This is a genomic window from Enterobacter sp. RHBSTW-00593 (genome assembly GCF_013784105.1).
GTDB lineage: Bacteria > Pseudomonadota > Gammaproteobacteria > Enterobacterales > Enterobacteriaceae > Enterobacter > Enterobacter ludwigii.
This window is the reverse complement of record NZ_CP056393.1, coordinates 1,192,140-1,216,233: the sequence shown is the minus strand read 5'-3', so window position 1 is coordinate 1,216,233 and position 24,094 is coordinate 1,192,140. Positions and strand designations below refer to the sequence as shown.

General features: G+C 50.4%; 25 protein-coding genes. 9 read left to right on the top strand and 16 right to left on the bottom strand.

The window, feature by feature from the left end:
- Positions 1–11: 11 nt before the first annotated feature.
- The gene (locus HV242_RS05705; RefSeq protein ID WP_014169049.1) at positions 12–893 is read left to right on the top strand and encodes a LysR family transcriptional regulator; all 882 of its coding nucleotides are present in this window, start codon (positions 12–14) and stop codon (positions 891–893) included.
- 346 nt (positions 894–1,239) lie between these two features.
- The gene (locus HV242_RS05700; protein ID WP_025204709.1) at positions 1,240–1,695 is read left to right on the top strand and encodes a hypothetical protein; all 456 of its coding nucleotides are present in this window, start codon (positions 1,240–1,242) and stop codon (positions 1,693–1,695) included.
- An 86-nt stretch (positions 1,696–1,781) separates the two neighbouring features.
- Here the strand turns inward: HV242_RS05700 and HV242_RS05695 are convergent, their stop codons facing one another.
- Complete coding sequence (locus HV242_RS05695; RefSeq protein WP_050737413.1) at positions 1,782–2,570, bottom strand: phosphotransferase family protein; 789 nt, start codon at positions 2,568–2,570, stop codon at positions 1,782–1,784.
- Between the two features lie 376 nt (positions 2,571–2,946).
- Between HV242_RS05695 and HV242_RS05690 the strand changes: the two genes are divergently transcribed.
- Positions 2,947–4,740, top strand: a complete 1,794-nt coding sequence (locus HV242_RS05690; protein WP_050737414.1) for an ATP-dependent nuclease — start codon at positions 2,947–2,949, stop codon at positions 4,738–4,740.
- 228 nt (positions 4,741–4,968) lie between these two features.
- Here the strand turns inward: HV242_RS05690 and HV242_RS05685 are convergent, their stop codons facing one another.
- Positions 4,969–5,325 (bottom strand): nuclear transport factor 2 family protein, encoded by a 357-nt coding sequence (locus tag HV242_RS05685; RefSeq protein ID WP_050737415.1) that lies wholly within the window; start codon positions 5,323–5,325, stop codon positions 4,969–4,971.
- 15 nt (positions 5,326–5,340) lie between these two features.
- Positions 5,341–6,300, bottom strand: coding sequence for a LysR family transcriptional regulator (locus HV242_RS05680; RefSeq protein ID WP_032677630.1), 960 nt, complete (start codon positions 6,298–6,300; stop codon positions 5,341–5,343).
- 92 nt (positions 6,301–6,392) lie between these two features.
- Here HV242_RS05680 and HV242_RS05675 point away from each other — a divergent pair, with 92 nt between their 5' ends.
- Entirely contained in the window at positions 6,393–6,869 is a 477-nt protein-coding gene (locus HV242_RS05675) for a GNAT family N-acetyltransferase (protein ID WP_050737416.1), read from the top strand.
- A 108-nt stretch (positions 6,870–6,977) separates the two neighbouring features.
- Here the strand turns inward: HV242_RS05675 and HV242_RS05670 are convergent, their stop codons facing one another.
- The 10 genes from HV242_RS05670 to HV242_RS05625 form a co-directional block, all read right to left on the bottom strand.
- Positions 6,978–7,364, bottom strand: a complete 387-nt coding sequence (locus tag HV242_RS05670) for a hypothetical protein (protein WP_040016881.1) — start codon at positions 7,362–7,364, stop codon at positions 6,978–6,980.
- A gap of 63 nt (positions 7,365–7,427) precedes the next feature.
- Positions 7,428–9,371 carry a putative bifunctional diguanylate cyclase/phosphodiesterase gene (locus HV242_RS05665; RefSeq protein ID WP_032677628.1) on the bottom strand — a complete coding sequence of 648 codons (1,944 nt, stop codon included), beginning with the start codon at positions 9,369–9,371 and terminating at the stop codon, positions 7,428–7,430.
- A gap of 16 nt (positions 9,372–9,387) precedes the next feature.
- The gene (locus tag HV242_RS05660) at positions 9,388–9,882 is read right to left on the bottom strand and encodes a putative pterin-binding protein (RefSeq protein WP_020885054.1); all 495 of its coding nucleotides are present in this window, start codon (positions 9,880–9,882) and stop codon (positions 9,388–9,390) included.
- 409 nt (positions 9,883–10,291) lie between these two features.
- Positions 10,292–10,879, bottom strand: coding sequence for a TetR/AcrR family transcriptional regulator (locus HV242_RS05655; protein ID WP_044857230.1), 588 nt, complete (start codon positions 10,877–10,879; stop codon positions 10,292–10,294).
- 75 nt (positions 10,880–10,954) lie between these two features.
- Positions 10,955–11,500, bottom strand: a complete 546-nt coding sequence (locus HV242_RS05650; protein WP_020885056.1) for a cytochrome b — start codon at positions 11,498–11,500, stop codon at positions 10,955–10,957.
- Complete coding sequence (locus HV242_RS05645; RefSeq protein WP_050737477.1) at positions 11,497–12,552, bottom strand: catalase family peroxidase; 1,056 nt, start codon at positions 12,550–12,552, stop codon at positions 11,497–11,499. The genes HV242_RS05650 and HV242_RS05645 overlap by 4 nt, the downstream gene beginning before the upstream one ends.
- A 97-nt stretch (positions 12,553–12,649) precedes the next feature.
- The gene (aroQ, locus tag HV242_RS05640; protein WP_050737417.1) at positions 12,650–13,213 is read right to left on the bottom strand and encodes a gamma subclass chorismate mutase AroQ; all 564 of its coding nucleotides are present in this window, start codon (positions 13,211–13,213) and stop codon (positions 12,650–12,652) included.
- 334 nt (positions 13,214–13,547) lie between these two features.
- Positions 13,548–14,195: an isochorismatase family protein gene (locus tag HV242_RS05635; RefSeq protein ID WP_020885059.1), complete on the bottom strand. Its 648-nt coding sequence runs from the start codon at positions 14,193–14,195 to the stop codon at positions 13,548–13,550.
- 170 nt (positions 14,196–14,365) lie between these two features.
- Complete coding sequence (locus HV242_RS05630; RefSeq protein ID WP_032681469.1) at positions 14,366–15,280, bottom strand: LysR family transcriptional regulator; 915 nt, start codon at positions 15,278–15,280, stop codon at positions 14,366–14,368.
- Between the two features lie 232 nt (positions 15,281–15,512).
- Positions 15,513–16,250, bottom strand: coding sequence for an SDR family oxidoreductase (locus HV242_RS05625; RefSeq protein WP_014169027.1), 738 nt, complete (start codon positions 16,248–16,250; stop codon positions 15,513–15,515).
- Between the two features lie 125 nt (positions 16,251–16,375).
- On the opposite strand from HV242_RS05625, the gene HV242_RS05620 reads away from it, so the two are divergent.
- Complete coding sequence (locus tag HV242_RS05620; RefSeq protein WP_020885062.1) at positions 16,376–17,284, top strand: LysR family transcriptional regulator; 909 nt, start codon at positions 16,376–16,378, stop codon at positions 17,282–17,284.
- Positions 17,285–17,303: 19 nt separating this feature from the next.
- Here the strand turns inward: HV242_RS05620 and HV242_RS05615 are convergent, their stop codons facing one another.
- A complete protein-coding gene (locus tag HV242_RS05615) occupies positions 17,304–18,173 on the bottom strand; it encodes a LysR family transcriptional regulator (protein WP_047357073.1) in 870 nt (289 codons plus the stop codon).
- Positions 18,174–18,288: 115 nt separating this feature from the next.
- Between HV242_RS05615 and HV242_RS05610 the strand changes: the two genes are divergently transcribed.
- The 4 genes from HV242_RS05610 to HV242_RS05595 all read left to right on the top strand — a co-directional run bounded on the left by HV242_RS05610 (position 18,289) and on the right by HV242_RS05595 (position 21,915).
- On the top strand, positions 18,289–19,035 hold the full coding sequence (locus HV242_RS05610; RefSeq protein WP_047357072.1) for a glucose 1-dehydrogenase: 747 nt from the start codon (positions 18,289–18,291) through the stop codon (positions 19,033–19,035).
- Between the two features lie 49 nt (positions 19,036–19,084).
- A complete protein-coding gene (locus HV242_RS05605) occupies positions 19,085–20,542 on the top strand; it encodes an MFS transporter (protein ID WP_047357071.1) in 1,458 nt (485 codons plus the stop codon).
- A gap of 107 nt (positions 20,543–20,649) precedes the next feature.
- Positions 20,650–21,033, top strand: coding sequence for a RidA family protein (locus HV242_RS05600; protein ID WP_014169022.1), 384 nt, complete (start codon positions 20,650–20,652; stop codon positions 21,031–21,033).
- 99 nt (positions 21,034–21,132) lie between these two features.
- Complete coding sequence (locus HV242_RS05595; protein ID WP_050737478.1) at positions 21,133–21,915, top strand: alpha/beta fold hydrolase; 783 nt, start codon at positions 21,133–21,135, stop codon at positions 21,913–21,915.
- Positions 21,916–22,001: 86 nt separating this feature from the next.
- Here the strand turns inward: HV242_RS05595 and HV242_RS05590 are convergent, their stop codons facing one another.
- Both HV242_RS05590 and HV242_RS05585 read right to left on the bottom strand, forming a co-directional pair.
- Positions 22,002–23,396, bottom strand: coding sequence for a sensor histidine kinase (locus tag HV242_RS05590; protein WP_047357069.1), 1,395 nt, complete (start codon positions 23,394–23,396; stop codon positions 22,002–22,004).
- Positions 23,396–24,073 (bottom strand): response regulator, encoded by a 678-nt coding sequence (locus tag HV242_RS05585; protein WP_047357068.1) that lies wholly within the window; start codon positions 24,071–24,073, stop codon positions 23,396–23,398. The genes HV242_RS05590 and HV242_RS05585 overlap by 1 nt, the downstream gene beginning before the upstream one ends.
- Positions 24,074–24,094: the final 21 nt, after the last annotated feature.

Sequence of the window (24,094 nt, the reverse complement as noted above, 5' to 3'; positions counted from 1 at the left end):
ACGTTTTTGATATGGAACTTCGTTATCTGCGGTATTTTGTCGCCGTTGCACGTGAGCGACACTTCACCAAAGCGGCCAAAGCGCTGGGTATTTCACAGCCTCCTCTGAGTCAGCAGATTAAACGGCTCGAGGAAGAAGTGGGCACGCCGTTATTCAGACGCCTGACGCGAGGCGTGGAGCTGACTGAAGCGGGAGAAGCCTTCTATGAGGACGCCTGTAAGATCCTGGCGCTGAGCGACGCCGCGCTGGAGAAAGCCCGGGGCATTGCCCGCGGGCTGAACGGCAGTCTGTCGATTGGGATCACCAGTTCAGACGCCTTTCACCCCAAAATTTTCACCCTTATTCGCCAGTATCAGCTGCAGAACATGGCGGTGAGAGTGCACCAGGTAGAAGCCAATATGTCTTCGCTGACGGCGATGCTGGCGGAGGGTGAGCTGGATATCGCGTTTGTGCGTCTGCCGTGTGAGAGCAGCAAAGCGTTTGAGCTAAAAATTCTCGACCGTGAGCCAATGGTTGTGGCGCTGCATCGCGACCATCCACTGGCGAAGTGTGGATCGCTGGCGCTGGAGCAACTTCGGGATACGCCGGTCGTTTTGTTCCCGCAGGAGGTCGCGCCAGGGCTGTACGATCGCGTTTACGGCTGCTGCGAGCGGGCCGGAATTGACGTGCAGCACACGCTGCAGTCTTCGCAACTTTCCTCTTCCCTGAGCATGGTGTCCGCTGGCGGCGGGTTCGCCCTGGTGCCGAAGTCGATGGCCGCCATTTCACCCCCCAATGTGACCTACCATGCGCTGACATCACCGGAGCTTTATACCGATATCGCGCTGTGCTGGCGGCGTTTTGAACGTTCGCGGACGGTGAAACGGTTTCTGGCGATGCTGAGTGAAGGGTAATGGCGCGGCGTTGCTTGCGCCCGCTAAGGCCTTTCTGGAAGCCGCCTCGCAAACCTGCAAGTAACCCTGTGTAATTCAGGGTTACTGCTTTTCTTACTCTCCTCCCGGCCGTAAAGTGCCTGCGTTGCGGCACATCCGCAACCGGGCGTAGGAACCCGCATATCACGATACGACAATTATTTTGTCGCGGCAGCGCTCATCCCGTTACACTACGGTCGCGCTGGCGGAGCAACCGAAAGGTTGGCCGTTTTTGTCGTGTGCGGTATTCCTACCTCCGTCAGCGCTACCACCCATGAGCGTAGGAACTTATTGGATGGTCTGGAGTTTTTTTAAAATGGAAAATCACATGACAACTGTCCCTTCCCTGTCTTACGCGCTCTCTGAAGAAAGCGCTATACACCATCTGATTCATCTACAACTGCCTGAATCTGCAGATCTCTTCGAACTGGCCGATGCCTGCACCGCGTATGTAAGCGTGCTGGTAGAAACCGACGATGCGGTCACCCATGCAACACTGTGCACGCGTTTGCTGGCAGTCCTTAAACGCCTTCGCGCGCGTTGTGATTCTGCCCTCCCGCCTTATCTGGTCGAACAGCTGATTGCAGGAGAGAAGATTGTCTCCTGCGTTCCGGACTGCTGGCAGGATACGTCGCTCCAGGTGGACTATGCGCTGGCGTTAACGCAGGCGGTAATGGGCGGAACATTGCCTGCAAACGTGGCAAAAGAGCTGACCGGTCTGCTACATGATATGGTCTGGCTGCTGGCGGAGTTCGTCAAGGAGCCGTATATCACGGCGCACTAAGGCCAGAGCTTAAGGGCCGAAATCCAGCTGGTCTGTGAGCCAGAATTTCGGCCTTAATAATATAAAAAACCCATGCAGACGAAGGGTTAAAGTACTGAGATAGCCTCGTCCAGCCAGCCGGGAAGCGTTTCTCTGTACCAGTTCAGGTACAGCTCAAAATCTGTTTTGTTCCGGTCATAGAGCAGGGACATCACCTCTGACACAATCCATGCTTTAGCAAGGGTTATTTCCGTCGCTAGCTGTCGGGCAGGCATATGCAGATAATGCACGCTGTAACGCTCCGCAAGCTGTAAAATGCTTTGCCTGGAGCCCATCCCCTTTACCAGCGGGGCGAGGTCGATAGCCGGACTGCCCGTGCCAAACCTTTCCCAGTCAAAGAGAACCCACTCTCCGTTTTCTCTCCTCCCCCAGTTACCGGCATTGGTATCCCCTGAGATTAAACATTTCTGCCGAAACAAAACGCTGCTCGCTTGCTGAAAACAGCGCATCTGGTGGGCCGAGCGGTCCGGTAATTTCAAAAGCGCCAATGATTTTTCAAGCGCTTTCTCGGACCAGGAATGAGGGTGATACACCCAGGTTGGGTCCGGTGGAGTGCGATGAAGATGAGAGAGGCATTTCAATATGTCATCCCCCGACACCTCATCCTGAGACACTTTTCCAGGGATATATTCCAGCCTTAACCGGCGTAGATGTGGATCGGCAGACAACAGCGTCGGCGTTTTGATCCCCCTGCTGTTGAGCTCTTCCGCCGCATGCTCGTAGAAAGCGTATTCCACAGGGCTAACAGGACATTTTTCTATGGCCTGCTGACCATATTGATCCACCAAACGTTGCACTTTTGCCGCACCCATTTGGGATAAATTCTCCGCAGACATACATGACTCCCTGTGTCAGGTTTGGCTTTAAGGGATAAGTGTAGTGTGATGCGGAGGGATCAGGGGCATTGCGTTTTACGGGCAGTGTTGCGGGTTGTGGGTGGTTTTAGCAGGAGGTTGGTTGATCCTCGTTCAGGGGGGCTGATTTTGGTAATGAAAACGAGCTTTACAAACACTGGATTGACAAAAATAAATTGGTGCAGGTCACATTTTTATCTATGGCAATGAGGGATGTAGTAAATAGAATTAAAAAAAAGAATATTTTTTTTGATATAAATCCCATTTTCCTTTGAGTTAAGAACTTAGTATTCATAGGCAATTATAAATAATGACACTTTAAATATCTTAACATTTACACTAATACGTGGGCATATTAATGAGACTACACACCCTTAAAATCAATGGATTTAAAAGAATTCATAATGCACAAGTAAATTTTGGTGACACTACATTTCTTATTGGCTCTAACAATGCCGGGAAAAGCTCAGTTTTAAAAGCCATAGAATGGCTGCTATCGGATAAAAAAAGGATGGCAACTGACTGTTATTGTTCAGAGATTGATACAGAAACTGGAGAAAATAAAGTAACATGTAAAGATGTGATACTCGAAGCGGAATTTAGAAATATTCCGGATGAAGCAAAAAACTGGAGAGGATTTAAAGGAAGAGTGTTTACATATGATCCTCTTGATACTGGAGAAACAGGCAATAGTATTTTTTATAGAAAGAGCTATTCTCTTGGTGAGGATGTTGTTATAGAGCTTAAATCATTAAAAAGAGATTTGAAAAAAGAATTTGAAAATTTAAAAAAACCTTCTGATTACATTGATGCTGGTATAAAGCCTGAAATAATAAATGAATTATTTCCTGCATTAGATAAAAATATAAGCACCGGTGACAAGTCAAAGCTTGAACTCATTGATGATATTTGGGATATAACAAAGGAAGAAGTTTGGGATAAAAACCCCGGGGGGATAGGCGGGGTAGTCCTGTCAAAACTACCGAGTTTTTTGTTAATTCCTGCAGAATCGGGAGTTACTGAGATTGAAGACAAAACTGGCGTACTCCAAAAAACACTTAACGAACTATTCAAGGATGTACGAGGAAGCTCTGCTAATTATAAACGAGCACAGGAATGTCTAAATGAACTTGCAAAAGAATTAAATCCCTCTGATGAAGAATCAGAGTTTGGTATAATGATGGGGGAATTGAATAAAGTTCTATGTTGTGTATTCCCTGAATCAAAGATCTACGCCTCAGCCGACCTTTCTAACCCTGACACGGCATTATCCCCCAGTTTTTCCATTGAGATGTCAAGTAATATACGAACCGCGGTATCCAATCAAGGAACAGGCATGGTAAGGGCTGCCGTGTTTGGTCTTCTAAGATTCAGGCAAGCATGGTTAAAGAAAAGAGGTGAAGATGAGAGAAGCCTTATCATTGGTTTCGAGGAACCAGAAATTTATCTCCATCCAAGTGCTGCAAACCAGATGAGAGATATAATATATGAGTTATCAGGGCTATCATCACAAATTATCGCCACAACGCACTCACCATATTTAATTGATCTATCCAGAAAACCGAGGCAAATCCTAAATAGATTTCATTATGATTCTAATCATACTTCTATCAATCCATTCTCCGTCACGGAAAAATATAAGCAACTATCAGAAGATGATAAGAGCTATGTGAAGATGATAATGAAATTAGATGATCATATGTCTCGCATTTTTTTCACTAAAAAAGTTATAGTTGTAGAGGGGGATACGGAGGAAATCATTTTTAAAGAAGCTCTCCGTCGAGTTCCGGCAAGTGCACGAAATAAAATATTAACCAATACTGAATTAGTTAAAGCACGTGGTAAAGCGGCTATAATAGGATTGATAAAATATCTTACTGCGTTAGATGTTGACTTTATTGTCATTCATGACCGAGATAAAGGAGTTAAGGGCGCAGAGTTATTTAACCCACATATACTTGAAGCAGCAGGTAACCCTGAAAAAGTAATTGTTGTCGAGGAATGTATAGAAGACATTCTTGGGTATCCAGTTCCTACATCCGAAAAACCATTTAACGCCTATAAGGAAACGTTAAAATGGGGAAGTGAGTTTGACGAAATCCCCGTTAAATTGAAGGCGATCATGCAAAAAGTATATCACTCTTGGCTATAAAACTATTTGAATGCGCTTGTTAAGAATTATAATCATGGGTTTAAAACCAAACCCATGATTATTTTTCTGACACAGATGAATAAATTAATATTAATTAAATATCTTTAGAATTTAGCCTTATTCCTAATGAATTGAGCTTATGCCACTGAATGGCAATGGCAACGACTACTCATGGCACCAAACTGCCTTCTCTGAACTCAGTGCTTCTGTTAGTAATCTACGGCCACCCTATCCTCTCTCCGCATCAGGTGTCCCCTGATGGAATACCAGTTTCCATTGCCCGCTCCCTGAACGCTCCCAACACGAAGAACGCAAAGTCGGGCGAGTGCCGTCCGCATTGAATGTCCTGTAGTGCAATATCGCGACATCCTCTCTTATTTGAATGAGCTGAAAGTCGCTGCTGAGAATGGTCGGGATAACTGCTTCGGCAGAAAGTGCCTCTATTGTCTGCGAACGATCAATCAACACACCTGATCGTGTCATTTCCCTGAACTGGTCGTGAAGTATCTGTTCAAGCCATTCACAATCGTTGCGCCTGCTGCCATGAAGCGTGCGTTCCAGCGTTTTCAACTGTTCCAGAAGCATGGCATTTACCCTCATTCAAATTCGACTGTCAGTTGCATGGCCATAAATGTTTTGCGGCAACTCGTCCGCCAGCATGTGAAGTGTCGTCTTCAGCCATTTGGTTGCCCCTCTCTGGCCACTGCGTTTATGCGAGTAAATCTTTACTTCAAACGGGCTTATGGTGAACGGCAATGAAAAAATCTGAATACTGGCAGCATGTTTCAGCTTCTCAGCTGCAAAACGGGGAATGGCCATTAGCAGGTCACTTTCCGCAACGATAAACGGGGCACTCAGCATGGATGGCGTCTTAAGCGCTATCTGCCGCGTATACCCCAACTGCTCAAGCCGTAAATCCAGTACCCCCTGCTTTTCGTTCCAGGGGGTTATCACCAGATGCCGTGCGGCAAGATAATCTTCCAGCGTCAGCTGTGTTCGGCGGGTATTGCTGATGACAACATACTCATCCTCAAACCAGTTTATCTCGTCCAGTTCATTGTGGCGGATATCGTCGGGTGTACTGAATCCCAGCGCCAGATCCACTTCTCCTGCCAACAGTTCGTTCAGCGCCGGGCTGTGTGGCAAATAGCGTAAATCAAAGCGCAAGCCAGGCGCTTCCTGCTGCAGTCTCTGCATCAACGTCGGGAAAATGCACAACGCGGTAAAGTCCGTGATCGCAATCTGGATCCGCTCCGTGCTTTCGCAAGCCACGAACGCCGGTTGTACAGTCAGCTCCTGATTGAGAAATTTTAGTGCTGATGCAATAGAGGGCGCGAGCTGGGTGGCATACACGCTTGGGCACATCCGGTGGCCTTCCCGGTAAAATAGCGGGTCATTGAGCGCAATACGCAGTCGGGACAGTGCGTGGCTCAACGCAGAGGTGCTCATCGCCAGTTCATCCGCAGCGAGGCGAACGGAACAGTGCCGATAAATGGCGTCAAAAATGAGCAGCAGGTTTAAATCAAGACGTCGCAGCGCTGGATGCATAATATTCATCATGGGGTGATTTCATTGCACTTAATTCTTCTGACAATACCCCCTATGCTTAACGCCATCAATAACGATGCCTTGTAAAAAAGACAGGAAAACATATGAATATCAGCCTTCGCCAGGCCCGCCCGGAAGATGCCTCCGCTATTTACGATATGATTTATGAGCTGGCGGTTTACGAAAAAGCCCCGCAAGAAGTGGTCACTACACCGGATGAGATTCGCGAAACACTCTTTGGCGACGGCAGCCATACCGAAGCATTAATCTGCGAGATTGAAGGGAAAATCGCCGGGTACGCCGTGTTCTTCACCAGCTACTCCACATGGCTAGGACGTAACGGTATTTATATGGAAGATCTGTATATTTCCCCCGATTATCGCGGCAAGGGCGCGGGAAAAGCGATGCTGAAGAAAATTGCGCAATATGCCGTGGAACGGCGCTGCGGACGCCTTGAATGGAGCGTACTGGACTGGAACCAGCCCGCGATTGATTTTTACCTCAGCATTGGCGCATTACCTCAAAACGAATGGGTACGCTATCGCCTGGAGGGTAACGCGCTGTTGAACTTTGCCGAATAACGCGACCATGCTGCGGCAAATTGCAGATGCAGGCTGCTTCTGTTGAGGGGCAGTCATGTTTGCGTTGAGGGGAGTATCAGGAACACATTGATCAGGCTCCGGGCCTGTTCAGCCGCGGCGCGTTCGTCGGTGGAGTATTTCTTCGACATAATGGTCAATGGCAATATTGTGCTCACGGCTCACGCGCGAAATGAATATGTGCAAAAGCGCCAGCGATGCGTGGAGTGTGACTGCGACCAGATTGTCGAAGTCTTTCTGAGTGAAACGGTCATTCCCCTTCAGTGTCGAATGCTGGAGCAAGGTATGGGCCGTGATCTCAAGGACGGCTCGCCTGTAATCGCTCGACAGCAGGACATCCAGATCGGTCTGGCGAAGATCAAACGTGAAGTTAAAACTGACAAATCCGGAATCGACCGGCAAAGAGTAGGTCAGTCTGTCGCCCTGTTGCTCAACGTACGGTTCATACCCCTCCCCCATCAGCCGTTGCGCCTGCATATCGCCCTCTCTTCTCTTCCAGGCGCCAGGCACACGTGTTGACCAGGGAGCGTCACCGCAGGATTAAACAAGTGTTTCACCCGCTTTGATTGATTGACTGATAAAGGGCGCGGGCTTTCCAAAGAGATATCCTTGTGCCAAATCACACCCTAAACGTTGAAGGCATAAGAGTTGATCATTTGTTTCAACGCCTTCAGCAATAATTACCATATCAAGGCATTTCGCCATGCCGACCATTAATTTTGCGATGGTCTGAGTTTCTTCATCCGTGGATATTGTTCGCACAAAAGATTTATCGATTTTTATTTTATCAAAGCCTAACTGAATCAATCTTGAAAGGGAGGAATAGCCCGTACCAAAATCATCAATAGAGATTTTTATGCCCAGCACTCTGAGCGCCATAAGGATTTCGATAGGGGTTTCACTGTCGGTAAACAGCGAAGATTCCGTCACTTCCAGTTCGAGTCGGGTCGCGGGCAACCCCGTTTCGGCCAGCACTGCGCGTACTGTATCGACAAAATTCATACTGCTTAACTGCACCGGAGACACGTTGACAGAGATCCTTGCCGGCACCTTCCATGTCGTCGCTTCCTTGCAGGCGATTTCAAGTGCGGCTTTGCCTATCTCATGAATGAATCCCGTTTTCTCTGCTACCGAAATAAAATCATCCGGCGCAATGATGCCCTTAACGGGATGATTCCAGCGCAGAAGGGCTTCATAGCCATATATTTCAGTGGTGTACGAATCAACAATCGGCTGATAGTAAACGACCAACTCTTTATTTGCGACTGCCACTGATAAATCACGCTCCAGGGTTCTGCTTTCCTCGAGCTTTTGCAGCATGATGCGGCGAAACACTTTGATCATGTTTAAGCCTGCACGTTTAGCTTCATACAGAGCCAGATCGGCAAACTTATAAAGATAATCTGAACGTCGTTCTAACTCTGAAACAACAATACCGACGCAGGTACCAATGGTGACGTTAGAGTTACCTATTATGTAAGGCTTTTTAATGCACTCACAGATTTCCATGGCCAGATTAACGGCACTTTCTTCTGTCAGCTCATGCGACAATAATGCAAACTCGTCGCCCCCGAGGCGATAGAATGTATTTGTTTCGTTGCTCATGGAGGATAACCGGTGCGCAACCTCACGCAATAACAGATCGCCGGCATCGTGACCAAAGCTGTCATTGACTTCTTTAAAGCGATCGAGATCAAACAACATGACCGTGACTGGCCTGTGTATGCGGCTCGCTATCGAGATGTTATTAATAAGATCATCCCAGAAATAAAGCCTGTTTTTAAGCCCCGTCAACGAGTCATGGTAAACGTCATACGCCAGTTTTTTATTCTGTTGCTGGAGTATTTCCTTCGATTTCTGAAGTTCATTTGCCAGGCTGGTAACCTGTCGGTGAGTTTTAAGTATCTTCCTGTTCTGGCAGACGTTTAAAACACCCAATATCGCACTTAAAATAATCAGCAGAACCGAAAGGCCTGAATAGATACGATACAGCTTTTGTATATTCTGGTTTGTCTCGTTGATAGAGTTAACATCATTGGAGAGTGCACTGGATGAAAACTGGCTAAGGGAGGAATCAAGCGCATACATTTTCTCAAGATAATCAGCAAGTTGAGCGCGACTCATCCCTTCCAGATGATGATCAAGGTAATCAAGCGTTTCATGCAGGTTTTTTGCCAGTGCATTATGGCTTTTATTCGACTTTACATATTTCCCTAAATCGCCTTCTTTCAGTAACTCGCGCTGGCTAAGCATGATCTCCAGCCGCATGCGGAGATCGTCCATGGTGATATCAGGATTATTGTCAGAATAACGGCTGATCCACGACTCCAGCCTGTAGTATTCTGAAACCATCTGAGAGACAGACCAGGAGTCCTTATAATGGTTGAGTTTTTGCAGATCCTCCTGCCGCTCATGCAAAAGAAATGAAATATACCCGGTTGTAATGAATAGGAAAAATATAATGCCTACCAGGATCCTGTTCATGCATTTCTCCAGATTATTACTCTACGACCATTTTGCTAATCTGCCATGCTGATCTCGAGTAATAGACCTGGTTATCCAACTCTTTGTTACTTTCATAAGGATAGACAATAAACAGAGGGCCCTTGTCGCGAACGCGCATATATTGGCCGTTCATTTTTATTGCAAGGATCACGTTATATTTTGTGAAGTCTTCAATGGGAATTTCAGTCGTATAATCATTGAGCGCGGTTACACTCAGAACAGTGCCTTTGGCGCCGACCAGTTCCATGAGTTTTTTCATGGGAATACCCTCAAAGCTTGTCTGGTCATTATACCATGGGTTACGGGTACGCATCGTAACGAGGCCGATTTTTTCCAGGCCAGCGATATCAAAGACTGCAGCGCCATTTTGATTACTGTTCTCGATTTTCCCGGAGATGGTTAACACGGGTTTCCCTTCAAGCTTAGGGAGTTCCTTTCCCCAGGAACAGGTCGAAATAATCAAGAAAAGTAGGGTGATTGCCATTCTCATGCGCGATGACTCCAATAAGGAAATAGGTATGTCTTGTCGTCTATTCTGACACAAATTGTTACCAGCCAACCAGATAAGACTCCAGGACGAAACGGTCCCGTTATACTCTCGTTTAACGGTCCATGACAGCCATCCCGACGTTGTTGCTTGCCGTATCGTCATTAACAAAGATTAGCCTTCAGACGTGTCCCTGTCTCCCTTTTACACCATGATAATATGAGACAGAGCAGGTTATTAAAATTGGACGAAGGCGGAATTTGAAAAAATTGTCGTTTCTAATCCCCCGTTGCGTCTTAAACGGTCAGAATTTGTGCGGAGTGGTCAATTATTGGTACGGAATACCCTCAGGAGAGGTGCACATTGCGCCCTTATAAGCAGGTTAAAAGGGCAATGTCGTGCTATCGAGCGATCAATCCGACACAAGAATATTGTCGATCACCGGCTGGACGATTTGCTGAAATACTTTCGCGTCGTTAAACGCGCGTGCGGCTAACATGGCACCATGTACCGTTGCCATTAACTGCCCCGCCTCGCTGGCGTGGGTTGACCGGACAGTAAAGCATTTTTCCCTTTCTCCTCTCTGAAGCAACTCCGTCAGCCAGCCAGAGAGATCGGCGAAATGTCCCGTCACTTCCGAAGCGACTTCGGGCGGCAACGTCGGCAGTTCGGCGGCAAGCATCGCGCAGATACAAAATGGCGCAGAACCGTCCTGGATGCATTTGGCCCAATAATCGGCATAGGCCTGAAGTTCAGCAACCGGATTATTTAGCTGACGGCTTAATGCCTGCATTCCGGCGCGGGCCTCCTGGCGATACTCGCTCACGACGACCCTTACCAGCTCCGCCTTGCTTGAAAAATGGTGGTGAATACTCGCCTTGCGAATATTCACCTTTTCAGAAAGGTCGGCAAAACTGAAGCTTCGGTAGCCACCGGTGGTAAGCAATTGTCGGGTGAAAAATATAATGTCGTTTGCTTTCTGTGAACGTTCGGTGGACATAGCCGTAACCCATTGTCAGTATACAGATCAATAAGATATCAGAGAGCAGAGCGAAAACCTACCGACAGGCCGCCTTTACTGCCGCCGTCTGCCGGTCCCCGCCATACTGTCAAAGACGCCATCACGCAGCACTAACGCATGAAAAAGCGCGGCCGCCAAATGCAGCATCACGGTAGCAAATAGCATCAGCGCAACCAGAGAGTGCAAAGGCCGCAGAATAGCAAACCAGTCGTTATTCACCGGAACAATGGGTGGCAAAACAACCCCGCCCCCGAGGGTGATGGGGTACCCCGCCGCTGACTGCATCGCCCAGCCAATCAGGGGCTGAAGGAACATCATGATGTATAACGCCCAGTGTGAGAGATGCGCTATCAGGCGCTGCCAGGCCGGTATGGAAGCCGGTAGCGAAGGGACGGAGGTATAAAACCTCAGCCATAGCCTGACCACCACCAGAACCAGAATCATCAGCCCCAGCGGTTTGTGGATCGCCACCAGCAGGGCATGTTTCGACGAAATGGTTGAAACCATCGCGATGCCGATAAACAACATTGCCACGATAGCCGCTGCCATGAACCAGTGCAGAATGCGCAACGCCGGATGGAAATAAGCAACCTGTTTCATAAGCCAGCTCCTGACTGTCGGGACTGTTCACGGGTACGCGCATTGTAGGATTTGGCATAGGCCGCCGAGCGCGCATTGAGTAAAGGATCGTCCGAAGGGGCAATGCCATCGGGCAAAATCAGCGGATCGTAGTTGATGTCATTGCACGGACCGTTTTGCTGCGGTGTTGCACGCGTCAGCACGAGCATGCCGGCATTGATGGTTTGCCGATCTTCAGGCCAGACCTGGCTTGCATCGTTGCCCGGATCGCCCGGTTTAGCGACGGTAATCATCAGATCCCATTTCAGCGGCCCTTGCTTCAGGCGCTCTTCAAGATCGTGTTGCAGAAAATCTTTATCATTTTTATCCGCCTCGCTCATCGGCTGAGAGCCAATATGCGGCACCATACTCCAGCGGACCAGATGCTCTTTACCCGTTTTATCAATAAAGCGAAATGCATTCAGGCTATTAAAGCGATCGCTTGCCCAACTGGATGAAGGTACATACTGCTTTGCCCAGGCGAGGTAGGGTTGCATCTGAGGATGCGCGATCACAAACGCCTTAAGCTTATCGGGGTTGGGTTTACCGGTTGCCGGATCGGGCAGAGTCAGGTTTTGCAGCGCATAGAAGTCTTCAACGGTAGAGACCGGAAAGCGTGGCATCGCGTTCATGCCTGTTCGCCACTGCTCGCCGTTGCTCTGCCTGAATTGCAGCGCCATGCTGCGCACGGGAACGGCATAATCCGGCGCTTTTGGGTTACCCCCTGCGATGGCGAAACGGCCCGTAACTGGCGTTTCGCCAGGGGCAAACAGCGCTGCTCGCGATAACGAACTGACCTGGCCGTTAGAGATAAAATCCCCCACCACGCACACGCCCTTCGCGTGATTGCGGCGAAAACCGGGATGTTCCCCATCCGATTTCTGCAATACCGAAACCAGTTTGTCAGACGTCAGACGATTCGGCGTCAGCCAGCCGCCTGACCAGAGAAACAGCGCTATCAAGACAAGGGGAATAATCGCGACCAGGCACAGGCGGACTATTTTTTGGCCGGTGGAAAGTGAAGTGTTCGTCATATTTTTGCTCACACAGTGAATACACAATCAAATACGCGAGAACGTATTCCTGAAAACATTAAGCACGTCTTTCGCTGCTGGCGTGATAACTCGCCCATTAAGACGCGCCACAGGATGAATGAAGCAGGATTTTTTTAACTGTAGCCCAGAGCCGCTCTTTATCTCTGTCACGTATTTTTTCATGCTGAATTTCTCGCATGAATGCCGCTTTATCAGCTCCGGAAAAGCCGCCCTCCGTTTTTAATTTCCGGGCGATACTGCGAAGCGTTGATTCATCGGCATGGGCAATTTTTGCTCTCACCACAGAGAGCGGCATCGGTGTCCTCGGTGTGTCTTCTTCCATGAGCCAGTCGGCACAATGGAAATGCTGGATAGCCTTCGCAATGTCCATCTGCAGTTGAATGAAAGACCTGACGCTCTCTCTTTCCAGCCCTGACGCGTGGGCGACAGCAAAGGCTCTTTCAAGCACGTCCCGTTCCTGTTCAGGGTCGGCAATTGCCTGACCCTGCTGCGCCTTATACGCCGCAACCTCTTTCATCAGGCAAAAACGCAGGTTGATACTCATGCCGGGGCCGGAAAAAACCTCGATCGCTGTCGTTGTTTCCGCAATGCCATCTCCCTGAATGGATGGCCCTGCCGCTAACTCATGCTTTTTCTCCATTACCGATCTCACTTATCGCATAGGTAAAAAAATAACGTTCTCAGGCCCGGATCCGGTTGGCTGGAAAGCGAACGAAAATCAACCTACCAGTTGGTAGGTTTAGTGTCAATTTCATCACTCATTTTTTACTCAATGCTGGATGCCATGTTTGTTCGGAATGGTTTTCAAAAGAATTCGGGGTAAGACAGGCTGCCGAAACGGCGAGCGAGGGGGAACGAAGAAAGATGAACAGAACTCAGAAAAAACATGCGGGCAGGAATACTGCATCCTGCCCGCATACCGGCCATACGGTCATTCCACTCCCCCAGCAAAAAAAATCGTATGGCGAGTTATCTTAGGCGTGAACCATATCTGCACAATACTGGATGCCAATACCGAACGCTCCGCCATGTTTCTGGCTGATCGAAGTGGTCAGTTCGTAGGTTTCATGACGTGCCCAGTCACGTTGCAGTTCAAGCAGGTAAGTCAGGGCAGTAATCGGCTTTGCGCCAGCCTGAATCATGCGTTGCACAGCGCGTTCATGAGCTTCTGCACTCATGTCACCGCTGGCGTCTGTGACGATATAAACGTCAAAACCTTGCTCAATGGCAGACTGAACCGGACCATTCAGACAGACCGAGGTCCACAGACCTGCAAACACCAGGCGGTCGCGCTCCAGTTTGTTGACGGCATCAACAAAATTACCATCTTCCCATGCGTTGGAGGTGGATCGGTTAACATACGACGCGTCATCCGGGAATACCGCTGAAACTTCAGGAAATACCGGGCCCGCAAAATCATGGCGTGAAATCGTTGAAACAAGGGTCGGAATATTAAACCCCTTGCCTGTTTCCGCGAGGACTGCGGTATTTTGTCTCAGCAGGCCGATATCAATATTTTTCACATTGAACGCCATCTGGCTCTGGTGATCCAGCAGGATCAGCGCATGGTTTTCCGGGCTTAACAGATTTCTGGCCGCTGCAGGTGTTGCTTTAATCGTCATAATAGTTTCCGCGATGTTTGTTTAAATTTATCAGTGTATTAATGACCTGATTCGTGAACACGAGAAAACTATACAAAACGAAATATTCTTTTGTCCGTTCATTTTTGCAAAGGGCTTATTGCAAAAATGAACGCTGTGAAATATTAATGAATTTTATATGAAAAAAGGAATTAATATGTCTGTCCGAATATTCTCTTTCTGTTCTCTGCTAAATAGTGGGAACAGTGATTCATAAATTCCCTTATTTTTGCTGATTTCCTCACATCAGGATGCGCGAGCAGCCAAATGTCTTCACCCAGTCCCTCCACGATGGGGCTAATCTGAGCCAGTTTATCTATCTGATTGCCATGCATGCAGGGTAACAAACCGATCCCAATCCCGCTTGAGATTGCCGACGCAACACTGAGAACGGAGTCGCCGCGAAAGGTGATATTTTTCTCGGGAATATTTTTTTCAATCCACAGAAAGGCGTTTAACTTAGACATTGCGTAATGGAAGGAGACCCAGCGATGCTCCGTGAGCGCCATAGCATTGACTTGCTTTTTTTCCCATTGTTCACGTAAACCATACACTGCCCAGAACGCCGATCCCACCTTGCGGCCGGAAAGATGCTCCGGAATGTCTCTGGTGGCTCGAAACGCGATATCCGCCCCGCCATCGAACAAATTGACGGATTCATTTCCTGTCGAGACCTGAAAGGTAATGTGGGGATTTACCCGGCTAAATGACGCGATCAGCGGGTTAAGGTAATCCTGCAAAAGGGCATCCGACGTGGTGACCCTTATCTCCCCCGAAAAACCGCATTCATCCTCTTCAATGTTCTGTAGAACATAGTGGATATCCTCTTCAATGCGGTGTCCTAGGGCGATCAGCGCGGTTCCGGCTTTTGTCGGAACGTAGTGGGTGCGGCGACGCAGAAAGAGGGCTAATGCCAGCGACGTCTCAATGGCCCCCAACCGACGAAACAAGGTGGAATGATTGATGCCCAGAGCATCTGCGGCGCGTGACAGATTACCGTGCTCACCTACAGCCATAACGGTTTTCAAATCATCCCAGGAAAAGTTCTGGGAGGTCATTTTCTTCATACTCTTTAAATCCAAATATCTTATCGGCAAGCCAGCTGTAAAAATTGCTGGCGGATGCGCTCGGCAATGGCATTGACCACCGCCGCACTCTCATCAGTCGGATCAATATCAACCCGGAAGGGACGTTTCCCGCAGGTGTATTGACGATATTGACTATTGCCTGAGCGGCATGACCGTGCAGGCCTCATCGCTCATTTACCCCGAAAGCGTATGCATCCGCCTGTCGGGGGGATTAGGCGAAGCCACCGTTTACACGAATAACCTGCGAGTTGATCCAGCTCCCGTCCGGACCGGCGATCATCGCTACTGCGCTGGCGATCTCTTCTGGGGTACCGATGCGCTCGAGCGGGGCCAGTTTTGCAACGGCCGCAACCTGCTCTTCGCTCTTACCGTTAAAGAAGAGCTCAGTCCCGGTGGGGCCCGGGGCAACGGCATTAACGGTGATATTTCTGCCCCGCAGTTCGTTTGCCAGCACGTGTACAAGCCCTTCCACGCCTGCTTTAGAGGCGATATAGGGACCATAAGCCGGGAAGGATTTGGCGATCACGCTCGTCGAAAGGGCAATGATTCTGCCGCCTTCACTCACGGTTTCAGCAGCATTTGCCAGCACCAGAAATGCGCCACGCAGGTTGGTATGAATGACACGATCAAAATCGTGAAGACCGGCAGGGGTAATCTTCGCCATTGGCATGATCCCCGCGCTGTGCACCACCACATCCAGTCTGCCGGTAACCGCTTTCGCTTGCTGGAACAAGTGGCTGACATCCGCTTCGCTGGCAACATCAGCCTGAATCGCCGTCGCACGGCCACCTTTAGCAACGATGCTCTGCACGGTTTGCTCTGCCGCCTCGGCATTACCTGCGTAATTCACGATAGTGGTAAAACCGTCCCGCGCGAGACGCTCAGCAATGGCGCGGCCGATACCACGGGAACCGCCCGTAACAAGGGCAGTTTTATTGACTTTGTCCATCGTTCTCTCCGGTTTCAGTGAAAGGGGGTCTGAATGGAGATATTAATGTTTTAGCGGGAGAGATAAATGGGTGATATTTGATAACATAATTCCATTATCGTTAATAATCGCCTTCAGGATCCGTGATGGATAAATTTGATACCATGCTGCTCTTCACCCGCATTGTAGAGCTTCAAAGCTTCAGTCAGGCCGCGGACCAGCTAGGGATCCCCAGAGCGACGGCCAGCAATGCAATAAAAAGCCTGGAGAAAAACCTGGAGTGTCGTCTGCTGGAGCGGACGACCAGACACGTGCGGGCCTCGCTGGATGGCGAGGCATTTTATGAACGCTGCGTGCATATTCTTTCTGAACTGGACGATGCGGAGTCTTCCCTGCGTCATTCCGGCGTAAGACCACAGGGGATTTTGCGCGTGAATCTTCACGGGGCCCATGCAACCCGCATTGTACTGCCCCGTATTGACGAGTTTCACGCCCGCTATCCCGCCATCAGGCTGGTTATCAGCAGTGGGGATCGTCTGGTCGATCTGATTCGGGAAGGCGTTGACTGCGCCGTACGCGCGGGCAAGCTCTTTGATTCATCATTAATTGCCCGGCCTTTAGCCCAGATGCCTCAGGTTATCTGCGCCAGTCCGGACTATCTTCGTAAGCACGGCCGACCGATGACCCCTGACGATCTGCTTTCTCACCAGAGCGTCAATTTCTTTTCCACCAGCCGGGGTAAGAACTATCCTCTGGAACTCATTGTTAACGGTAAAGAGAAAAGCTATCCGACCAAAGGCTGGATGACAGTGAATGACGCAGAGAATTACGTTATTTGCGCGTTGCGTGGATGCGGGCTGGTTCAGCTTCCACGTTATCATGTGGACGATGCCCTTCGGGATGGCCTGCTACAGGAAGTGTTAAGCGACTGGAAAAGCCCGGCCATGCAACTTTCGGCTATCTATCCACAGCACCGACAGCTGTCTCCCCGTGTCCGGATTTTTGTAGACTGGCTGGTTTCTCTCTATCGGGAACGCTTTGAGGTGAACGCTTAATGGCTGCGTAAACCGTCGCTCACGTTGACGGCGCCGCGGGATCGGCAAGCATCGCATCGGCGATATCCAGCATAACCCGCAGGCGATCCATATGCCGGAGGTCAGAGTGATACCCTACCCATATATCTTTGGACGGCGGTGGCTCCGGCATGCTGATAGCCGCTAAGCCGGTGATGGCATCACCAAGCGGGCGCGGTAACACGGCGATGCCCATTCCGCGCTGGCACATCTGTGCCTGTACGGCCCGGCTGGTACTGGTGAACACACGTCGTGACTGGGGGAACCTGTCGAGCAGCCAGGCGACGTCAGAGAAGTGGGATTGTGCCGTGTTCATCAGAATAAGCCCCACTGCGGCCGGATCACGTCGGGCGATATCGGCGATTTCCGGCGTTCCATATAGCGCATAGGGGATGCGCATCAGGCGGCGCTGGACAATATCCGGTTCGGTAAAGGGAACGATGCGAAACGCAATGTCGGCATCACGCCGCGACAGGTTAAGTAGGCGGTAGCTTGCGATAAGCTCCGGCACAATCGCCGGATGGCGGCGCGTCAGTTCCTCCAGGACAGGTGCGAGTACATAGTTGGCAAACCACTCTGCTGAAGAGATCCGCAATATCCCTTCAAGACGTTCGTGATTACCGGCGAGACGCCGCTCCATCGCCAGCGCGGAGTTTTCCATCGCTTCTGCCAGCTTCAGCACCCTGTCGCCAGCGTCGGTCAGAACCAGACCCTCCTGTGTCCGGCGAAATAGCGCTTGCTGCGCCTCTTCCTCAAGCGCCTTTATCCGGCGACCAATCGTCGGATGGCTCACACCCAGGCTTCGTGCCGCCTCGCCGAAAGAGCCCTTACGCATAACTGCAAGAAATACCCGGACGTCGCCCCATTCCATGCCAGTGTCTCACCGTACAAAAATGAACATTGAATATACAAAAGTGGCAGTTCCAAAACAACTTTGTCGATATCACTATAGCGTCCTCACCCCCCCCAGTCAGCAAATGAATGACATGTACAAATTAAAAGACAAAGTGGCGATTGTAACCGGTGGTTCCAAAGGCATCGGAGCCGGGATTGCCCGTCAACTGGCGGCTGACGGCGCGAAGGTCATTGTCAATTACGCGTCAGGCAAAAGTAGTGCTGATAACGTCGTTGCCGATATACAGGCTGCCGGTGGGCAGGCGGTAGCGGTCGCGGCGGATGTCACCCGTCAGGCTGAGGTTGAGGCGCTGGTTAACGCGGCCATCGACATTTTCGGGCGGCTGGACATTGTGGTGAACAACGCCGGCATTTATGAGTTCGCCCGCATTGAAGAGAGCACAGAGGCACTCTACCGCAGACAATTCGACATCAATGTTCTGGGCCCGCTGTTAATGTCCGGCGCTGCTGCGCCGCATCTGAATAAAGGCAGCAGCATCATTAACATCAGTTCGTTCGTCACCCGCGTCTTTATCGCCGAGAGTGCCATCTACAGCGGCACCAAAGGGGCGATCGATGCTATTACCGGGGTACTGTCACGAGAACTCGGCCCCCGGGGAATTCGCGTCAACGCGGTCAACCCTGGCCTTATCGAAACGGAAGGCAGTCATAGTGCAGGCGCGATGAACTCGGACTTCCAGACATGGAATGAAAAGCAGACCCCACTCGGCCGCATCGGTCAGGTGCAGGATGTTGCGCCAATCGTCTCATTTCTCGCATCAGACGATGCGGGATGGATCTCCGGTGAGGTGATTCTTGCCTCTGGTGGCATGCGCTAACGCCCTGCCTCTCAATCTCTGCACATAACCGTTACCTGTGGAGTGTTCCATGTCGACCCCTATCCTCCCGCAAGCCGAGCCGCGTCGCTGGGCAATGTTTGTCATCCTGCTGGTTGGTGCATTTTTGCCCCCGCTCGATTTTTTTATCGTCAATGTTGCGCTGCCTGCTATTCAGGACGAGCTGAGCGCCTCTTCCTCTGCTGAACAGCTGGTCATTTCGTCCTATGCAGCCGTGTATGCCGTAACCTTAATTACCGGCGGCCGTCTGGGTGATATTTATGGTCGTGGGAAGATGTTTTTTATAGGGCTTATCGGTTTTGCGGCGGCATCGCTGCTGTGCGGTTTAGCCTGGTCACCATGGGTACTGATTAGCGGACGCGTGTTACAGGGTGCTACGGCCGCGATTATGGCGCCTCAGGCACTGGCTTCCGTACAGGCCATTTTTCCGGAAGCGGAAAAACCGTTCGCGTTGAGTATCTATGGCGCTGTATTTGGCCTGGCCTCGGTTATCGGGCAGGTAGTGGGCGGTATCCTGATCTCAGCGGATCTGTTTCACCTGGGATGGCGCGCTATTTTTCTCGTTAACTTGCCGGTGGCGCTGCTGGTCATTCTCTTCGGGTTGCCACTGCTGAAAGAGACGCGTGTGCCATCCGCACAACGACTGGACCCGGTCGGCATGTTACTGGCGAGCGCCACGTTGAGTGCGCTGATTGTGCCGTTAATTGAAGGCCGTGAAGCGGGATGGCCCTGGTGGACATGGCTGTCATTTCTGGCTGTCCCGCTGCTGGCGTCGCTGTTATGGCGTTATGAGCGTCGCCTTAGCCAGAACGGCGGTTCGCCTCTGCTTGATCCGGTCGTGTTACGCGCACCGGGGCTGGGCCAGGGGCTGGCGATCGTTTTGCTGTTTTATTCTATCGGGGCCTTCTTTCTTTTGTTCTCCGTTTATCTACAAGATGCGTTGCAGTTAAACGCCCTGACTGCGGGCCTGCTTTTTCTGCCTTTTGGCGTAGGTTTTCTGATCGGTCCGTTGCTAACACCTTATCTGAGGCGTTTTGTCGGCAATTACCTGAGCGCAATCGGGATGGGATGCGAGACGTTGGGGTTAGCAGGCCTGGCAGGGTTGATTGCCCATACTATGACGGGTAACGCACCGTCCATGCTGCCACTCGCCGTATTGCTTTTTATCACCGGCCTCGGCCAGGGACTGGCGATGCCGACGCTGGTCCGGATGGTGACAGGCCGCGTTGCACCGGCGTTTTCAGGCATGATTGCCGGGGTAACCAGCTCGACACTCCAAATCAGCACTGCGCTGAGCGTCGCCGTCATCGGTGGCATTTTTTACAGCATGCTGGACACCGGCAGAAGCGGTGCAAATATTACGCATGCCTTTATCGTCGCCCTTCTGGCGATGGCGATATGCCTGGCCACGGGTGCCGCGCTAAGCATCCGGCTTATCCGGCAGGCCTCCGGTTTATTTTCTGCTGCGAGCGGCGCGTCTATCAAGTAACGTAACAGACAATCAACTGGCTGAGGCGTGGACATCCTTGCTCATGTTCCTCCCCAGCGTGCCGTTTACCCGCAGCACGTACTCCTGTATCAACCTGAGAAAAAATCATGAAAAAATCGATAGTCCCTGAAGAATTTCAACACTATTTCGATGACTGGCACTTCTCCCCCGTCATCGAAGCAGATGGCACGGTGTATCTCTCTGGTGTTACCGCGGCACGGAAGGACAAACCGATAAGTCAGCATCCGGAAGAACAATTCCATGATGCGTTTTATAAGCTTGGTGTTTATTTGAAAGCCGCAGGCTTAGGGTATGAAAATATTCTTGAGATGACCACTTTTCATATTGATCTAAAAAAACATATAGACGTTTTTTCTAAAGTGAAAGATGACTATGTTAAGGCACCCTACCCGGCATGGACTGCCATAGGCGTATCAGCGTTCATTCCAGAAAATGCGCTGGTGGAAATGCGGATTGTGGCTAAAAAATAGTGCCGCCGTGTGTCCCCAAATCACCTCAGGCACGAACCGGATCGACTTAAGCGCCGCAAGGTCTGCTACGAACAAACGGCAGACCTCGACGAGACGACAATGTCTTCATCAACTGCAATAGGCTATGTTTACAGATTCAGAAACCCTGGCAATGGCACTGCGGCCAGAAAATGGGACTTGCCGATGAATGCAGAGAACCTTCCTGTGGTACTTATCCCGGGATTTATGCTTGATGAAACACTGTGGGACGATTTTATCACCGCATTTCCCGAGCGCAGGCTCTTTATACCTGCGAGCCTGGGCCAGGGAACCACAATCCAGGATATTGCCGCTAATATAGTCCAGAAACTACCGGAGCGTTTTGTGCTGGCCGGCTTTTCGCTAGGTGGTTATGTTGCCAGAGCTATTTATGAGGCTTTTCCGGAACGGACAACGGCGATGATCCTCATTGCCACGTCTCTCAGAGAGGATTCGGCAGAACAGATAAATACCCGTGTTGCTGCAGCGAATATCAATTCCTCCAGAGAATTTAGTGGGCTGAGCACAATGGCCATTAGAAAATCACTTCATGCTGATCTCGCCAGTAATACGGCCATCATTGAGAAAATCCGTAATATGGGAAAAAGGCTGGGAGCCGATGTATTCAGAGTCCAGTCAGGGCTAAACCGCGAGCGAATAACATTAAAACCCATTTCATGCCCGACCTACGTTATTGCAGCGAAACATGATCGGCTGCGTTCAACAGAAGAGGCAGAAGAACTCGCCAGGCTAACCGGAACCTGTGTAGATTATGTCGACGGTTGTGGACATCTTATTCCTCTGGAAAAAGCGGATGAACTGGCCCAGCGTGTGTCCAGATGGCTCGATAAAACAGGCCTTTAAAATAACGTTGATGCAAACAGAGTCCCCCTATTCTCTGCGAATAAAACGCCAGGTCGTTTTTCTGATTTGTCTGCTTCTGGCCTTTGCTACGCATCTTCGGCTATCTGAGTTGGGAAATCGACAGTGACCAGCAGCCCGCCTTCTGCAGACGTACACAGGCCTACGCTGCTGTTGTGTTGCTGCGCAACCGCGTTGACGATGGCAAGTCCCAGTCCACTCCCGCTTTGCATCTGGTTGGGGTCGCGAAAAAATCGGTCGAACACACGCTCCCTCAATTCAGGCCGAATACCGGGCCCGGCATCTGAGACACGAAGCTGCGTGGCTTTATCCCGCGATCGTATCTCTACTTCAACTCGTCCGCCCTCAGGGCTGTACTTGACTGCGTTCTCAATCAAATTGTCAATCAGCGACATCAGGCGCTCCCTGATGCCTGTGATCCAGATTTCATCATCAGAGACGAATTCAAGCTCTATCCTGCGCTCCGTAGCCAGCGGTTCCAGTGCTGCCATTCGCTCCTGAATGAGCGTCGTCAGCGGCACTGGCTGCATAACGGCATCAATACGTGCTTCACTGTGCATCATCAGCAACAATTGATTGACGAGTCGGGCAGCCCGGCTGTTGCTGCGAACAATCCCCGCCAGTAATTCCTGTTGAGTCTCATTGCTTACATACGACTGCAGCGCCTCCACGTTGATTCGCATTGCAGCCAGAGGAGTACGCAGCTCGTGAGCGGCATCAGCAATGAAAATCCGTTCCCTTTCCGCGCTTTCGCGCACCCTGGCAAGAAATACGTTTATTGCGTCCACCATTTGACGAAGCTCCCTGTGTTTTGGCATGGCTTTTAATGGAGAGAGATCGTCTGGCGTTCGCAAGGATATTTCATTTACGACCTTGCTCCAGGGTCGCATTGCAATACGAATTGACAGCCACGCGGGAAATAAAAGAAAAGGAATGCATACCAGTAGCGGCAATATGTAATAGCCACGCGAGTTCAGATAGATAAAGAAGTTCCATCCTCCGGCAGGCGTCACAAGTGTCACCTCCACATCGGAGTTACCGGATTTTAGCGTACGGCTGGTCCAGGTGCGCCCCTCACTCTCAATGCGCTGTAATTCCCCCAGTTGGGTGTTTACGACCCCTGTTGGTGCGCCATCAGATGAATAAATTATCTCGTTATGTTTGCGAATAATGAGGCTGATTGACAGTTCGGGATCTTCACCTCCGCCATATCCTTCCCGCAACGCCTTACTGAACGTGTTCAGCACATCGGTGCGTTCCTGCGGGCGATCGTCCATACTGTCCACCAGCGTAAAAAGGGTTTCGTAGGTCTTACTGCCCGTTAATATCGGGGGGCTACGCAAGTCCTCCCACAAAACAAAAGTCAAAAAAAGACACCACAGCAAGGTCAGCAGCAGCATCTGGGCGATGATGATTCGCCGTACGAGCGTGGGGAGTCTCAGGGTGCGCCAGATATTTCGCATCAATCACCGCCTTTGTAGATCGGTACAGTATCAATGACATACCCTACCCCTCTCACCGTTCGCACATAACCGTCCCCGATTTTTCGACGCAAATTCCCCATATGCACGTCGAGAGCATTACTCAGATTTTCTTTGGTGCCGAAGATTCTTTCTTCCAGAAATCGTCGTGTAAGCACGCGGTCAGCGCGCAACATTAACGTTTCAAGCAGCGCGTATTCACTTGCCGTCAACTCCACATGACGGGCACTCACCGTCACGCGACGCGTTGGCACATGCAGAGATAACCCTCTGATTTCTATCGCCTCATTCTGAAAACCGTAACTGCGTCGCGCAAGCGCTCTTACCCTGGCCAACAACTCGGCGAGAATAAAAGGTTTAACAAGGTAATCGTCTGCACCGGCATCCAGCCCGCACAGGCGATCCTGTAGCGTGCCTCGAGCAGTCAGGATGATGACAGGGATCCCCTTGAACTGCTGCCGCAAGCTTGTCATCAGGCCCATGCCATCGCCATCGGGCAGTCCCAGGTCGAGCAATATCAGTTCTGGCACGCAGGCATCAAGCTGATGCAGCGCATCCTCTTTGCGGCGAACCCATATGACATCAAATCCTTGATCTGCAAGGGCGATCCGCACGCCATTGCCCAGATCCAGGTCGTCTTCGATTAGTAGAATTTTCACATTGGTAACGGTATCAACAGT

Coding starts and splice junctions, on each gene's coding strand:
- HV242_RS05705 (WP_014169049.1), top strand. CDS start 12: ATGGAACTTCGTTATCTGCGGTATTTTGTCGCCGTTGCACGTGAGCGA.
- HV242_RS05700 (WP_025204709.1), top strand. CDS start 1,240: ATGACAACTGTCCCTTCCCTGTCTTACGCGCTCTCTGAAGAAAGCGCT.
- HV242_RS05695 (WP_050737413.1), bottom strand. CDS start 2,570: ATGTCTGCGGAGAATTTATCCCAAATGGGTGCGGCAAAAGTGCAACGT.
- HV242_RS05690 (WP_050737414.1), top strand. CDS start 2,947: ATGAGACTACACACCCTTAAAATCAATGGATTTAAAAGAATTCATAAT.
- HV242_RS05685 (WP_050737415.1), bottom strand. CDS start 5,325: ATGCTTCTGGAACAGTTGAAAACGCTGGAACGCACGCTTCATGGCAGC.
- HV242_RS05680 (WP_032677630.1), bottom strand. CDS start 6,300: ATGATGAATATTATGCATCCAGCGCTGCGACGTCTTGATTTAAACCTG.
- HV242_RS05675 (WP_050737416.1), top strand. CDS start 6,393: ATGAATATCAGCCTTCGCCAGGCCCGCCCGGAAGATGCCTCCGCTATT.
- HV242_RS05670 (WP_040016881.1), bottom strand. CDS start 7,364: ATGCAGGCGCAACGGCTGATGGGGGAGGGGTATGAACCGTACGTTGAG.
- HV242_RS05665 (WP_032677628.1), bottom strand. CDS start 9,371: ATGAACAGGATCCTGGTAGGCATTATATTTTTCCTATTCATTACAACC.
- HV242_RS05660 (WP_020885054.1), bottom strand. CDS start 9,882: ATGAGAATGGCAATCACCCTACTTTTCTTGATTATTTCGACCTGTTCC.
- HV242_RS05655 (WP_044857230.1), bottom strand. CDS start 10,879: ATGTCCACCGAACGTTCACAGAAAGCAAACGACATTATATTTTTCACC.
- HV242_RS05650 (WP_020885056.1), bottom strand. CDS start 11,500: ATGAAACAGGTTGCTTATTTCCATCCGGCGTTGCGCATTCTGCACTGG.
- HV242_RS05645 (WP_050737477.1), bottom strand. CDS start 12,552: ATGACGAACACTTCACTTTCCACCGGCCAAAAAATAGTCCGCCTGTGC.
- aroQ (WP_050737417.1), bottom strand. CDS start 13,213: ATGGAGAAAAAGCATGAGTTAGCGGCAGGGCCATCCATTCAGGGAGAT.
- HV242_RS05635 (WP_020885059.1), bottom strand. CDS start 14,195: ATGACGATTAAAGCAACACCTGCAGCGGCCAGAAATCTGTTAAGCCCG.
- HV242_RS05630 (WP_032681469.1), bottom strand. CDS start 15,280: ATGAAGAAAATGACCTCCCAGAACTTTTCCTGGGATGATTTGAAAACC.
- HV242_RS05625 (WP_014169027.1), bottom strand. CDS start 16,250: ATGGACAAAGTCAATAAAACTGCCCTTGTTACGGGCGGTTCCCGTGGT.
- HV242_RS05620 (WP_020885062.1), top strand. CDS start 16,376: ATGGATAAATTTGATACCATGCTGCTCTTCACCCGCATTGTAGAGCTT.
- HV242_RS05615 (WP_047357073.1), bottom strand. CDS start 18,173: ATGGAATGGGGCGACGTCCGGGTATTTCTTGCAGTTATGCGTAAGGGC.
- HV242_RS05610 (WP_047357072.1), top strand. CDS start 18,289: ATGTACAAATTAAAAGACAAAGTGGCGATTGTAACCGGTGGTTCCAAA.
- HV242_RS05605 (WP_047357071.1), top strand. CDS start 19,085: ATGTCGACCCCTATCCTCCCGCAAGCCGAGCCGCGTCGCTGGGCAATG.
- HV242_RS05600 (WP_014169022.1), top strand. CDS start 20,650: ATGAAAAAATCGATAGTCCCTGAAGAATTTCAACACTATTTCGATGAC.
- HV242_RS05595 (WP_050737478.1), top strand. CDS start 21,133: ATGTCTTCATCAACTGCAATAGGCTATGTTTACAGATTCAGAAACCCT.
- HV242_RS05590 (WP_047357069.1), bottom strand. CDS start 23,396: ATGCGAAATATCTGGCGCACCCTGAGACTCCCCACGCTCGTACGGCGA.